Origin of the sequence: Stenotrophomonas sp. ZAC14D1_NAIMI4_1, from assembly GCF_003086775.1 — a bacterium.
GTDB lineage: Bacteria > Pseudomonadota > Gammaproteobacteria > Xanthomonadales > Xanthomonadaceae > Stenotrophomonas.
This window is the reverse complement of record NZ_CP026001.1, coordinates 2,461,970-2,475,035: the sequence shown is the minus strand read 5'-3', so window position 1 is coordinate 2,475,035 and position 13,066 is coordinate 2,461,970. Positions and strand designations below refer to the sequence as shown.

Below are 13,066 nucleotides of genomic sequence, written 5' to 3'. Positions count from 1 at the left end.
CCCCACAGGAGAAACACCATGAGCCCATCCCGAATCCCCCGCCGCGGCCTGCTGGTCATCGACATGCAGCACGGCCTGTTCAACGGCGCGCATCGCCCTTACCGCGCTGACGAAGTCCTGGTCAACATCAATGCGCTGATCGACCGCGCACATGCCGCCGATGCCCCGGTGTTTGCCGCACGCCACGTCGGCCCCGCAGGCTCGCCGCTTGCCAGCGACAGCCCGCTGTCGCAGCTGCTGGCTGGCCTCGCCATCGATCCGGCGCGCGACACCGTGTTCGAGAAGACGCGGCCCAGCTGCTTCTTCGAGACCGGCCTGGTCGAGCGACTGGCCGCGGCCGGCGTCGAAGAACTGGTCATCGTCGGCATGAAGACCGACTACTGCGTGGATACCACCTGCCGCGCCGCGCGCGACCTCGGCGTTGCGGCCGTGCTGGTGGCCGACGCGCACACCACCACCGATTCGGCCGTGCTTGAGGCGCAGACCATCGTCGAGCATCACAACGCCACGCTGCGCGGGGCGTTTGTCAGCCTCGTCGCCAGCGCAGACTGCACGTTCGCGGCAGGGTAAGCTCCAGTCAACGAAGTCAGCCAGGAGGGCAGATGGGACCGATGACCCAGACACGGACACTCCGCAACAGCCTTGTGCTGATGCTGCTGTCCGCAGTGGCAGGCTGCAGCACAACGGGGGGCGGTGATCGCCATCCTGCGCCACAGCTGCGGGCGGTAACGCTGACGCCTGAAGCGTCGACGGTCTGGTTGACCGCTGCTTCCATCGGCACCATCGAGCCCATCGGCTCGTGCGTCTACTTCGTTACTGGATCGGGTCAGCGCCTTCTGGCGCTGTGGCCGGACGGCTTCGAGCTGGAAAGAAAGGACGGCGTGGCCGTGGGCGTGCGCTACACCCGAACCGGCAAGGGTGTGGCCTTCGGCACGACGCATACTTTTGGCAGCGGCGCACTGTCCGCATTGCCGGGCAGCCTGGCCGACCCCCTGCCTGCAGACTGCAGCGGGCCGGCCACGATGCTCTGGTTCGACTGAGACCTGCGCAGCCTCAGCGCTGCTCGTCCTTGCGCGCGCTCAGTTCACGGTCGGCGCGCAGGAACACCGCGCTGGTGCTTTCCTCGCCGGTACCGCCGGCGGCGCCCAGCAGCAGCGGCCGGGCCAGCCGCGAGGAGGCATCGTCGGCCACCGCCTGCAGCGCCGCCAGAGTGTCGCTGGCCTGGTCGCTGCCCAGCACCGCGATGAACTCGCCGCTGCCGGTGACCCGGTTGATGCTGTCGCCGCGCGTGGCGTCCAGGCACTGTTCCAGCGCCACGTCCAGCTGCTGCAGCTGGCGCTCCAGGCTGCGCTCGCCCATCTGCTCGGCCAGGGCCGCCAGGTCCTGCAGCTCGAGGATGACCACGGTGCAGGCGGTGCCGGTGGTGGCGTGTGCGGCTTCCACCAGCGGGCTCTGTTCGAGGATGGTCGCCACTTCCTGCTCGCGCTCGCGGCTGCGCGCTTCCATCAGGGTCATGGTCAGCCGGGCCAGGGCCTGCAGGGCGTCACGCTGCTCGGCGCTGAGCGAACGCGGCGTCAGGTCCACCACGCAGACGCTGCCCACCGCCGCGCCCTCGCGGGTGACCAGCGGCATGCCCGCATAGAAGCGCGCGCCCATCTCGTTCAGCACCGGGTTGTCGACGAAGCGGCTGTCCTGCTTCAGGTCGCCCACTTCCAGCAACTGATCGGGCTGGCGGATCGCGTGGTCGCACACCGCCACGTCGCGGTCGGTTTCGCTGCCCTCCACGCCGATGCGCGCCTTGAACCATTGGCGGTCACGATCGATCAGGGTCACCAGCGCCATCGGCGTACCGCAGACGGCGGCGGCCACCTTCACGATGTCATCGTAGGCCGGCTCGGGCAGGCTGCCGACCACGTGCAGCGCATCCAGCGCGTGCTGGCGTTCGGTTTCAGTGAATGCGGCAGAAGAATGATCCGTCATGGTGATCCTGGGCAGTCAAAGGACGTGGCCCATGCTAGAACAGGCCGGCGTCCAATGGATGAACCACCCCCGCAGCGGCCCGGGTTTCGGGCAGAATCGTCGGCATGGACCGGCCGGAAGCGTGATGCGTCACGCCGCAGGGCCTTCGCACTGCCCACTCATGGAAAGAGGACACGCCATGGTTGTTCGCCCCTTGCTGCTGTCGGGTTGGCTGCTGGCTGCAGCGTTGCCTGCGGCTGCACAGCAGATCCGTTCTGCCACCGGGCCTGCGCCCAGGCCGCTGCCCGCAGCACCCCGGCCGGCGCACAACTCGATGGCCAAGAGCACGACGCCGTTCAACTGCGACCAGTACGCCTGGCCGAACCACCCGCATCCCGGCATGAAGGCGTACTGCGCCAGCGTTGAAGCCGGCATCCTGCAGAACGAAGCGCGCCAGGCCGGTCGTCCCGGTCCGTCCGCCGAGGTGGGCGTGCTGCCGGCGCTCGGTTCGGCCGAGGCCAAGCGCACCGGCACGGCCTGCATTGGCGGGCAGGCCTTCCGCCGGCTGGCCAACGGGTGGGAACAGATCTCGGCCCCTGCGGGCGGCTGGCTGCGCTGCCGCGAGCGCTAGCCGCTCTTTGCCGCGGGCGGCGGCAGCGACAGCGACTGCAGGTCCACGCCGCTGCGCAGGATCTGCAGCGCCCCCAGCGCCAATGCATGCATGCCCTGGGCGAACTCGCGGTCGACCTCGCTGGCGTCGCGCGCGCGCGTTCCTGCGGGCACCGCGTCCTTGCCCGCGCCGGCATACAGCGTGTCGGCCACGGCGATGCAATGGAACGCCACGGTCGACATCAGCCAGCGTGCCTGCTCCACCGGCAGGGCATACGCCGCTGCAACCTCGCTCTGGTGCCCGGCGATGCGCGCACTCATCGTGGGTGACGCCACCGAGCGGCGCAGCAGGTAAGGGGTCAGCCCGGGGTGTGCGATCACCAGATCGCGCAGCGAAGCGATGAAGTCGATCAGATAGTCCGGCAGCGCCTGCCCATCACCCCGCTCGACAGGTGGCATCTGCCAGCGCTCGAAGATGGCTTCGGCCACCGCGACTTTCAGCGCCTCCAGGCTGGCGATGTGGTTGTAGAGCGTCATGTGGGTCACCCCGAGTGCCCCCGCAAGCCCGACGAAGGTCAGGTCGCGCAGCCCCATGGCCATGCCGGCCTCGACGATGCGTGCATGGCTGAGCTTCTTCGGGCGTCCGCGCGTCGGTGCCTGTTCGCTGTCTTTCATCGGCGGCTTGACCATTTATTTTATAGTAATGATAATTAATCGCACCACGCAGCGCACCACCTGCGCGCGGCGTGATCGTAGCAATTGCGCCTCACCGCTCCCAGCCAGGCATCGGCCCAGCCAGCAACCCCGCCTGCACCCGCCCATCCCGCATCCGCCGGGCCCATTGCCAGGGCGCAGGCCTCGTCATACCCAGGTACACCCATGACGTCCGATGTCCGTTGCCATGCTCCCTTGTCCTGCCTGCGTGCAGGCCGAGCCACCCCGCTGCTGCTTGCGCTGGGCGGCGTTCTCATCCTTCCCGCGCCTTCGGTGCTGGCCCAGGCCATTGCCGCCGCCGATCGCGCGCCGCAGGTGTCCACTCTCGATTCGGTCAACGTGCACGAGCGCCGCACCGTCACCGATCCCTATGCCGGGGGCCAGGTGGCGTCGGGCGGGCGCGTGGGCCTGCTCGGCAACCGCGATTTCATGGATACGCCGTTCAACACCATCAGCTACACCGAGGCCTACATCGCCGATCGTCAGGCACGTGACATCACCTCGGTCATCGCGGCGGCAGATCCGACGGTGTTCACCAACAATGCCTCCGGCGCGTGGAGCGAGAACTACGCCATCCGCGGGTTCGCCTCCAGCACCACCGACATGACCGTGGACGGACTGTTCGGCATGGCGCCGTTCTATCGCACGTCGCCGGAAATGTTCGAGCGGATCGACGTGCTGAAGGGACCGTCGGCGCTGCTCAACGGCATGCCACCGGGCGGCTCGGTAGGCGGCACCATCAACCTGATTCCCAAGCGTGCGGACGATACGCCGCTGACCCGGCTGAGCGTGGACCATGGCTCCGACGCGCAGTTCGGCGGCCATGTGGATGTCGGCCGCCGCTTCGGCAACCGCAATCAGTGGGGCGTGCGCGTCAACGGCGTGCACCGCGAAGGCGAGGGCGCCATCCGCCACCAGGACAAGGCCTACCAGCTGGGCTCGCTGGCCCTGGACTGGCGCGGTGAGCGCAGCCGTGCATCGCTGGACCTCTACACTGCCGAGGATCTCATCCATGGCCCAACCCGCGGCGTCAGCCTGGATGTTGGCGTGGCGGTACCAAAGCCGCCGCGCGCCGATGTGCTCATCAACCCCGAATGGGGCAGGGTGGAGAGCCGTGACAAGGGCGCGATCCTGCGCGGTGAAGTCGACTTCAACGATCACCTGATGGGCTATGCGGCCTTCGGTGCCAGCGAGACGGACTACAGTTACAACGGTGCCATCAGTGCGTTGGTGCTCAACGACGCCGGTGACTTCCGCACCACCGTGGCCCAGCTCGCCTTCCACACCCGCAAGCAGTCGGCTGATGTGGGCGTGCGTGGCAGCTTCCGCACTGGGCCGGTCAGCCACCAGCTGGCCGCCAATGCGACCGCCTACCAGCACAAACAGGATGACTACGGCCGCCGCAGCGTGCCCGAGGCCAGCTGGGTGACCAACCTCTACGCGCCCACCTGGAATGAGGCGCCCCCGTTCATCACCCCGCACATCATGCATACCGAGGTGAAGCTGCGCAGCGTAGGCGTGGCCGATACCCTGGGGTTTGCCGACGATCGCGTGCAGGTCACGCTGGGCGTGCGTCGCCAGCAGGTGCAGAGTGATGCGTTCGACATCAACACCGGTGCACTGTCTTCGCGCTACAAGCAGAGCGCCACGACCCCGGCCGCCGCGGTGCTGTTCAAGCTGGGCGGCAACGTATCGCTGTATGCCAACAGCATCGAGGGCCTCAGCCAGGGCGCGACCGCGCCGACCACGGCCGCCAATGCCGGCGAAGTGTTCCCGCCGTTCAAGACCCGGCAGAAAGAAGTCGGCCTGAAGCTCGATGCGGGCCGCTTCGCACATTCCTTCAGCCTGTTCGAGATCAAGCGGCCCAATGGCTACACCGATCCGGTCTCGAACATCTATTCGTTCGGCGGCGAACAGCGCAACCGCGGCGCGGACTGGAGCTTCTTCGGTTCACCGCTGGACGGTGTACGCCTGATGGGCGGCGTGGCCTACGTGCAGCCCAAGCTCACGCGTACCCAGAGTGGCATCAACGAAGGGAAGCTGGCCACCGGGCTGCCGAAGGTGCAGGGCAAGATCACCGCCGAATGGGATCTGCCGATGCTGGAAGGCTTCAGCCTCAATGCGGGCATCACCTCCATGTCCCGGCAGTTCATCAGTGCCGACAACGCGCAGTGGGTGGCCGGGCACACCGTGTACGACCTCGGAGCGCGCTACGCGACCCGGCTCTCCGGTCGCCCGCTGACCCTGCGCGGCACGATCAACAACCTGACCAACACGGCCTACTGGGGCCAGCCCTTGCTGTCCAGCCTGGCGCTGGGTGCACCGCGGACCTTCACGGTGTCGGCCACCGTCGATTTCTGATGGGAGGGAGCGCAGGCTTCAGAGCCTGCCTTCGGCCACGTAACGCGCGGCGCCCTGGTCGACCAGCGCCTGCAGTTGCTGCAGCAACGCGTCGTCCCAGTGCGAGAAGTTGAAGCAGGATTTGCCCTGCATGTGTTGTTTCAGTGCGGGGCTGATGCCTGCCAGCAGCTCGGGAAAGTCGTAGACGGGCATCAGGTGGAAGGCGTGCCTGCGCCCCGATACTTTCACTGCAGCGAAGAACTGCGCCTTGCCGTTGGCGCCCGGCCTGCGGCAATTGGCGTAGAAATGCTGGTCTGTATCGTGGACGACGAGCAGGCCGTCGCCATGGCGCAGCAGCATCTGCCGCAGGGCGCCGAAGAGGTCGGGCGGGACCGTGCCGGTGGCCGCCGTGGGTATCGCTTGGGTGCGCGTCATGGGAACCTCCCGGCCTGGGGCTCTGCAGGTTGCCGCTGCGCGCACCGTAGCATGGGGGAGGGATGCGATCCGGACATGCCTGCCGGATCGCCCCTTCATCGGGTTCAGGCCTTGGCCACAGCCTGGATCAGCACTGCAGCCGCTTCAGCCGACGAGCCCGGGTTCTGGCCGGTGACCAGCAGGCCATCGCGCAGCACATACGAGCCCCAGTCCGGGCCCTTGCTGTAGTCACCGCCCAGGTCCTTCAGCATGTCCTCCACCAGGAAGGGCACGACGTTGGTCAGGCCGACGGCGTCCTCCTCGGTGTTGGCGAAGCCGGTGACCTGCTTGCCGGCGACCAGCGGCTTGCCATCGGGTGCCTTGACCTGGCGCAGCACGCCCGGCGCATGGCAGACCAGGCCGACCGGCTTGCCACTGGCAACGAACGCTTCGATCAGCGCGATGGAATGGGTGTCGTTGGCCAGATCCCACAGCGGACCGTGGCCGCCCGGGTAGAACACCGTGTCGAAGTCGACGGCATTGACGCTGTCCAGGCGGACGGTGGCGGCCAGCTGCGCCTTGGCGGCGGCGTCGGCTTCAAAGCGATGGGTCAGCTCGGTCTGGAACGCCGGCTCGTTGCTCTTCGGGTCCAGCGGCGGCTGGCCACCCTTGGGCGAGGCCAGCACGATCTCCGCACCCGCATCCTTGAAGGCGTAGTAGGGCGCAGCCAGTTCTTCCAGCCAGAACCCGGTCTTGTGCCCGGTGTCACCCAGCTGGTCGTGCGAGGTCAGAACGATGAGGACTTTCATGGTGGTGCTCCTGTTGGGAGAGTGGTGCAGTAGACCGGTCGTCTAGCGCCCGGCCGCCAAAAAACACTTCGCGGGAAGTGTGGCGTACGCACCCCTCGCTCAGCGTGAGGGATGCAGGATCTGTCGGGTGGCACGCTGCGCGTTGTCGAAGGGCTGCGGCCCGCGCACGATCTTGACCATGATGCTGGCGCCCAGCCACAGCTGGTAGAGGCTCTGCGCCAGCGCGGCCGCATCGCCGCTGCAGGCCAGCGAGCCATCGGCCTGGCCGTCCTCGATCGCCCGTGCCAGCCGCTGGATGATGCCGGCGGTGCCGCTGCGCAGCGCCGCACGCATCGCCGGCGACAGGTCCGCAACTTCCGCACCCAGCTTCACCGCAAGGCACTTGCCCTGGCAGTCCTCGAAGGACTGGCTGGCCATCCACGCGGCGAAGTAGCTGTCCAGCTGCTGGGCCCTGGTCTGGCCGCCGGCGCGGAAGATCTGGTCCATTTCGGCCAGGTACTCGTCGAAGTAGTCCTGCAGCAGGGCCTCTCCGAAGGCTTCCTTGGAGCCGAAGTAGTGGTAGAACGAGCCCTTGGGCACGCCGGCCGCGGTCAGCACCTCGTTCAGGCCGACCGCCGAGAAGCCCTTGCCGCCCATGGTGCGGCGGCCGCTGGCCAGGATCTTCTGGCGGACGTCGGTGCCTGCGGTGTCGGTGGCGGTGTTCATGGGAGCGACGATACGCTCGATTAGACCGGTCGTCTAGTGGGCTGTGCGGTACGCGCATTTTCCGTTCAGCATCGCCAGACCCTACTTTCGCGGCATGGCCCGGGTACCGATGCCGGTGCTAGGTTCCAGCAACGCTGGCAGCCGCTACGGAACACGATGACCTTCCCTGGAAGTGCGCCCCATGACACGCCGCACCGGGTGATCTTCGCTGGCATCTGCGCACTCGTCCTCACCGTGGGCCTCGCCCGTTTCGCCTATACGCCCATGCTGCCGATCATGAAGGCGCAGGCGGGGCTGGGATATGTCGCCGCAGGTTGGCTGGCCGCCATCAACTATGCCGGCTACATGTCCGGAACCGTGCTGGCCGCGATGGCCGGCGATCTGCGCCGGCGCTACGTGCTCTATCGCATCGGCCTGGTGGTGGCGGTGGCCAGTACCGCGGCCATGGGCCTGACCAGCAACCCCGTGGCCTGGGGCGTGCTGCGTTTCCTGTCGGGCCTGTCCAGCGTGGCCGGGCTGTTGCTGGCCTCGGGCCTGGTGCTGAACTGGCTGCTGCAGCACGGGCGCCGCCCGGACCTGGGCCTGCACTTCACCGGCATGGGGCTGGGCATCGTGGTGTCCGGTGCGGCGGTGGTCCTGACCCTGCCGGCGCTGCCCTGGTCCGGGCAGTGGATCGCGCTCGGCGTGCTCGGCCTGCTGTTCTTCGTGCCCGCCTGGTTGTGGATGCCCGCTCCGGTACCTGCATCGCCCACCGCCGCTGCACAGGCCGCGCCACCGCCCTCGGCGTCGCGCAACTGGATGCGCCTGCTCAATGCAGCCTATATGTGTGCGGGCTTCGGGTTCGTCATCGGCGCCACCTTCATCGTTGCCATCCTCGAACGATTGCCCCTGCTGCAGGGCAGGGGCGGCTGGGTCTGGGTCATCGTCGGCGTGGCTGCATTGCCGTCCACCTTCATCTGGGACCGCGTCGCCCGCCGCTTCGGCGCAACCCGGGCGCTGCTTCTGGCCTATGTGCTGCAGGGCGCGGGCATGCTGCTGCCTGCCGTATCGTCCAGCGCGCCGGTCAATCTGCTGTCGGCGGCCCTGTTTGGCGCTACGTTCGTGGGCATCGTCAGCCTGACCCTGGCCCTGGTTGGCCGCCATGTGCCATCCAACCCCTCCAGGGCGATGGCGCGCATCACGCTGGGTTATGGCGTGGCCCAGATCGTCGGGCCGATCATCGCCGGGTACATGGCCAGGGCGACCGGCAGCTACCAGGGCGCACTGCTGGCGACGGCGGTGTTGATGGGCTGCGGCGCACTGCTACTGTATGCGGCCGACCGCCAGGTGCGGCACCTCACCTGACCTGCCTGCACACCGCCCCGCACCATGGAAACGGCCATGAACGAAATCGGGTTTGCCACCGCACGCGCCCTGGCGGCGCAATCGCTCGTGAGGGAGCCGGCATACGAAGGGGAGCCGATGCTGACCTTCGTGGTCCTCGACAGCCTCACCGAGGAGTACCCGGGCGGCTGGCTGTTCTTCTACGGCACTGCCGCGTTCGCAGCAGGCGACGAGGACGCGCCGATCATCGCGGGCAACGGGCCGATCTTCATCGAGCGCACAGGCACATTGCATTCGCTCCCTACCTGGCAGCACTGGCACGCGTGGCTGGCGGAACGCGGCTTCCGCGAGCCCTCGGACACTTGACGCCCCGCCGAGCCGACGATGAAGATCGGCACCACGCGCCAACGCTCAAGGATTGACCATGCCGGGCTTCATCGTTGACCTGCTGGAAGGCATTGCGGATTTCTTCACTGATGTCTGGCTGCTGCGCCGCCAGCGTGAAGCAAGGGGGCGGGCCTCGAACCGCTGGGGCGAGGACGCAGCCGATGTGGTCGTGTTCAATGGCTGGGTGATTGCGATTTCCATCCTTGCGCTGGCTGCTGCGGCGTTGTTGTTGTTCGCCTTCAAACTGCCCTTGTGGCTCAGCCTGGCGCCGATTGTTGCGGGTGGCGTGTATGTCGGCTACCGATGGATGGCGCTGGTGCGCGCCTGACCACCGCCCAGGCACCTTGCGGAAGGCACGGATACGTTGCCGGCGACAACGATACATTTCGCCAGATTTCACCAATTGATAACCAATCGCATTTGGCATAGCATTCCGTCCGCCAGCCCCGGACCTTCGTCTCGCCAGCGCCCACGCTCACCGACACGAAGGCCCCATGAAGACTCTTTCCCTGCTCGCCGCCGCCGCGCTGGCGATGGCTGCATCCCTGCCGGCATACGCCCACACGCCTTATCTGGTGCCCAGCAATTTCGCGCCACGGGCGGGGCAGACGATTGCCATGGACGCCTCGTTTGCCGAGACCTTCTTCATTCCGGAAACTGCGTTCGATGACAGCCAGTTCACGGTAACCGGCCCGGACGGCACGCAGGCGCCGCTGGCGTCGCAGGTGATGAAAACCCGCACCGTGGCCGAGTACACGCTGCCGGCGGGAACGGGCACCTACCGCCTCAGCACCGGCCCGCGCCTGGGCGCGCTGTTCCGTACCTGGGAACGCAACGGCAAGCGCGAGAGCTCGCGCGACCCGGCGGTGAAGATTCCGGCCGGGGCGAAGGTGATCTCCGATTTCCAGTCGCTTACCCAGGCTGACAGCTACATCACCGTGGGCGCCCCGGACCGCGCCGCGCTGGCGCCGCGCAACAAGGGGGTGGAGCTGGTGCCGGTCACCCATCCCAGCGATCTGTACGTGGGCGAAGCCTTCGAGTTCGTCGTGCAGTACGAGGGCGCACCGCTGGCCGACCAGGCCGTGGAGATCACCGAGGCGGTGTGGAGTTCGGATCGCACGCCGCAGGTGGTCAACCTGAAAAGCGATGCTGCCGGACACGTGCGCTTCCCGCTGTCAGCCGCCGGCACCTGGGTCGCGCTGACCCGCCACCGTACGGCCGCACCGGCCGGTGCACCGGTGGCCGAGTACAGCAACAGCGTGACGCTCACGTTCCGCGTGCTCAATCCCTGATTTCCCCGTAACACCGCCTTCGAGGTCGACATGAAAACCACCGTGCTTGCCAGTGCGTGCGTTGCCGCGCTGCTGCTTTCTTCTGCTGTATCCGCACAGACCGCGCCCGGCCCGCGCCCGCTGGTGGGCGGCCATGGCAACAACGTGCTGGCCTTCATCGCCGAGCATGACGACAACGCCGATGGCCGCGTGACGTGGCAGGAGTTCGAGACGTTCCGCCGCGCCCGCTTCGACGCCACCGATACCGACCGCAACGGCACCGTGGAGGAGGCCGAGTACGTGGCCGAGTTCGACGCCCGGGTTGCGGCCGAGATCGAGCGCGAGCGTGCCGCCCAGGTTGAACAGACCAAGGCCCGCTTTGCCGCGCTGGACACCGACAAGAGTGGGCAGGTGTCGCGCGCCGAGTTCGATGTTGCTGGTGAAAAGACCTGGCAGGGCGGCCAGAAGGCGCTGGCCAGCAGAACGAGTGAAAGCAAGGCCGCACCGGAGCGGGAAGCAAAGACCGCCGCCGGTGCCCAGCGCTTCGACAACCAGCGCCGCAGCCGCATCGGCATGCCCACCAGCCATACCGCGGCCGGCTTCCTGGAGCTGTACGACGAGAACGGCGACGGCAAGGTCGAGCGTGCCGAGTACGAGCGCGTACGCGATGCACAGTTCGCCCGTACCGACAGCAACGGCGATGGCCAGCTGGCCCTGGATGAGTACCTGGCCGAGTTCGAGACGCGCGTGGATCGTCGCATCGATGCACTGGACCAAGGCGGCGATCGCCAGGTCCACGTGCGTTTTGCCGTGCTCGACGCGGACAAGAATGGCCATATGACCTTCGCCGAGTACCAGGTGTCGGGCAAGCGCCTGTTCGAAACCGCGGATCGCAACAAGGACGGCGTGGTCGACGCTGTCGACGCCCGGCTGCCCGCGCCCGAACCGCGCCGCTGATGGTCCGGGCCACCCGAACGGGGTGGCCCGCTGTCTTCCCCTTCGTTGCGTTCATCCACCGGTCCGCCCTGGACCGGCTGGGCAACGCTGTGCCTGATCGAGCCTTCGATGAAGCGATGTTCCCTCTTTCTGCTGGCGACCTGCATGGCCCTGGGCGGCCTGCCTTCCGTCGCCGCGGGTGCGGCCGAGCTGCATCGCGATGATGTGCTCGGCACCTCGCTCGACCTGCGCATCGACGCGCCTGCAGCCCAGGCGGCGGCCGCCGGCCGTGCGGCGCTGGCCGAGATCGAGCGGCTGGACACGCTGCTCAGCCGCTGGCGTGCGGACAGCGAGCTGAGTCGCTTCAATGCCACGACCGCGCCGCAGGATCTGTCCCACGACCTGCGCGCCGTGCTGCGCCTGTGCGAGGAATGGCGGGCGCGCACCGAAGGACTCTTCAGCTGCCGCCTGGGCGGACTTGCCCAGCGTTGGCAGCAGGCCCAGGACAGCGGCGTCCTGCCGACGCGCGAAGCCCTGCGAGCACTGGCCTCGGACGCGAACGCCGCTGAGGTCCGCCTGGACGATCGCCAGCCGGTGGCGCGCCCACCCGCGGTGATCTTCGACGTGGACGCGCTGGCCAAGGGCTACATCATTGATCGCGCCCTGGCCGCTGCCCGCGCTGCCGCACCGGCGGCCACCGCCATCGGGCTGGATATCGGCGGCGATGCCCGCTACTGGGAGGCCGATGGGGCAGGGCAGGCTTGGCCGGTGGGCGTGGCCGATGCGCGTGCGCCACGTGACAATCGCGCCGCACTGGCCACCGTGGGCCTGCGCTCGCAGGCCATCGCCGCCAGCGGCCATGCCACGCGCGGCTACACGGTAGGCCGCCGGCACTACAGCCACATCCTTGATCCCTGGTCGGGCTGGCCGATGCAGTTCGCACCGTCTGCAACCGTCGTGGCGCCCGATGCCAGCAGTGCCGATGCGCTGGCCACCGCACTGTCGGTGATGCCGATCCGCTCCGGCCTGGAGCTGGCCGATGCGCTGCCGGATGTCGCCGCGCTGATCCTCAGTGATACCGGCACGGCCTTCGCCTCGCAGCGTTGGCCCGACCTGCTGTTGCCGGCAAGCGGCACGACCGTCGCTCCCGAACGGCTGGTCATTGATTACCAGGTGCCCTCGCTGGCCAGCGAGCGCTACCACGCACCGTACCTGGCACTGTGGATCGCCCGCGACGACGGCAGCCCGGTGCGCCAGTTGCTGGTCCTCGGCGAGCGCTCGCGTTACCTGCAGGACCTGCCGCAATGGTGGCGCCGCTATGGCCGCGACGATCTACCGGCGATCCAAGGCATCGCGCGGCCCACGCGCCTGCCGGGCCACTACTCGGTGGCGTGGGATGGGCGCGATGACCGCGGCCAGGCCATGCCGCCGGGCGCGTACCGCCTGCAGGTCGAGGCGGCGCGCCAAGGCGGTGGCCACGAATTCCTCTCCGTGCCCATCGATACCGGCCAGGGCAGCGACCTGCCCACGCAGGCGCACGGCAGCAGCGAGATCGGCACCGTGCAGGTCTCAAAGCCCTAGCCACCGTTCTTTCCCGAT

Annotated in this window: 15 protein-coding genes; 10 read left to right on the top strand and 5 right to left on the bottom strand. The window is 68.0% G+C overall.

Features of this window, described 5'->3' with window-relative positions; genetic code table 11:
- Positions 1–18 precede the first annotated feature (18 nt).
- Positions 19–570: a cysteine hydrolase family protein gene (locus tag C1927_RS11440; RefSeq protein ID WP_079221962.1), complete on the top strand. Its 552-nt coding sequence runs from the start codon at positions 19–21 to the stop codon at positions 568–570.
- 32 nt (positions 571–602) lie between these two features.
- Entirely contained in the window at positions 603–1,040 is a 438-nt protein-coding gene (locus tag C1927_RS21420; RefSeq protein ID WP_159095353.1) for a hypothetical protein, read from the top strand.
- A gap of 13 nt (positions 1,041–1,053) precedes the next feature.
- On the opposite strand, the gene C1927_RS11430 is transcribed toward C1927_RS21420, so the two are convergent.
- Entirely contained in the window at positions 1,054–1,980 is a 927-nt protein-coding gene (locus C1927_RS11430) for a GAF domain-containing protein (protein WP_108746743.1), read from the bottom strand.
- 178 nt (positions 1,981–2,158) lie between these two features.
- On the opposite strand from C1927_RS11430, the gene C1927_RS11425 reads away from it, so the two are divergent.
- A complete protein-coding gene (locus C1927_RS11425) occupies positions 2,159–2,590 on the top strand; it encodes a hypothetical protein (protein ID WP_237772056.1) in 432 nt (143 codons plus the stop codon).
- Here C1927_RS11425 and C1927_RS11420 read toward each other — a convergent pair.
- The gene (locus tag C1927_RS11420) at positions 2,587–3,243 is read right to left on the bottom strand and encodes a TetR/AcrR family transcriptional regulator (protein ID WP_108747831.1); all 657 of its coding nucleotides are present in this window, start codon (positions 3,241–3,243) and stop codon (positions 2,587–2,589) included. The genes C1927_RS11425 and C1927_RS11420 overlap by 4 nt on opposite strands.
- Before the next feature lie 204 nt (positions 3,244–3,447).
- On the opposite strand from C1927_RS11420, the gene C1927_RS11415 reads away from it, so the two are divergent.
- Positions 3,448–5,643 carry a TonB-dependent siderophore receptor gene (locus tag C1927_RS11415; RefSeq protein WP_108746742.1) on the top strand — a complete coding sequence of 732 codons (2,196 nt, stop codon included), beginning with the start codon at positions 3,448–3,450 and terminating at the stop codon, positions 5,641–5,643.
- A gap of 18 nt (positions 5,644–5,661) precedes the next feature.
- On the opposite strand, the gene C1927_RS11410 is transcribed toward C1927_RS11415, so the two are convergent.
- The 3 genes from C1927_RS11410 to C1927_RS11400 all read right to left on the bottom strand — a co-directional run bounded on the left by C1927_RS11410 (position 5,662) and on the right by C1927_RS11400 (position 7,550).
- Positions 5,662–6,057, bottom strand: a complete 396-nt coding sequence (locus C1927_RS11410) for a hypothetical protein (RefSeq protein WP_108746741.1) — start codon at positions 6,055–6,057, stop codon at positions 5,662–5,664.
- Positions 6,058–6,161: 104 nt separating this feature from the next.
- Complete coding sequence (locus C1927_RS11405; protein WP_108746740.1) at positions 6,162–6,845, bottom strand: type 1 glutamine amidotransferase domain-containing protein; 684 nt, start codon at positions 6,843–6,845, stop codon at positions 6,162–6,164.
- A 99-nt stretch (positions 6,846–6,944) separates the two neighbouring features.
- Positions 6,945–7,550: a TetR/AcrR family transcriptional regulator gene (locus tag C1927_RS11400; protein ID WP_108746739.1), complete on the bottom strand. Its 606-nt coding sequence runs from the start codon at positions 7,548–7,550 to the stop codon at positions 6,945–6,947.
- A gap of 156 nt (positions 7,551–7,706) precedes the next feature.
- Between C1927_RS11400 and C1927_RS11395 the strand changes: the two genes are divergently transcribed.
- From C1927_RS11395 to C1927_RS11370, 6 genes are all read left to right on the top strand, one after another.
- Positions 7,707–8,894 carry a YbfB/YjiJ family MFS transporter gene (locus tag C1927_RS11395; RefSeq protein ID WP_108746738.1) on the top strand — a complete coding sequence of 396 codons (1,188 nt, stop codon included), beginning with the start codon at positions 7,707–7,709 and terminating at the stop codon, positions 8,892–8,894.
- 36 nt (positions 8,895–8,930) lie between these two features.
- Complete coding sequence (locus C1927_RS11390) at positions 8,931–9,239, top strand: YrhB domain-containing protein (RefSeq protein WP_159095352.1); 309 nt, start codon at positions 8,931–8,933, stop codon at positions 9,237–9,239.
- 58 nt (positions 9,240–9,297) lie between these two features.
- Positions 9,298–9,588, top strand: coding sequence for a hypothetical protein (locus tag C1927_RS11385; protein ID WP_108746736.1), 291 nt, complete (start codon positions 9,298–9,300; stop codon positions 9,586–9,588).
- Between the two features lie 166 nt (positions 9,589–9,754).
- On the top strand, positions 9,755–10,552 hold the full coding sequence (locus tag C1927_RS11380; RefSeq protein WP_108746735.1) for a DUF4198 domain-containing protein: 798 nt from the start codon (positions 9,755–9,757) through the stop codon (positions 10,550–10,552).
- Positions 10,553–10,582: 30 nt separating this feature from the next.
- Entirely contained in the window at positions 10,583–11,488 is a 906-nt protein-coding gene (locus C1927_RS11375; RefSeq protein ID WP_079221951.1) for a hypothetical protein, read from the top strand.
- A gap of 108 nt (positions 11,489–11,596) precedes the next feature.
- The gene (locus C1927_RS11370) at positions 11,597–13,048 is read left to right on the top strand and encodes a DUF2271 domain-containing protein (RefSeq protein ID WP_108746734.1); all 1,452 of its coding nucleotides are present in this window, start codon (positions 11,597–11,599) and stop codon (positions 13,046–13,048) included.
- Positions 13,049–13,066 lie beyond the last annotated feature (18 nt).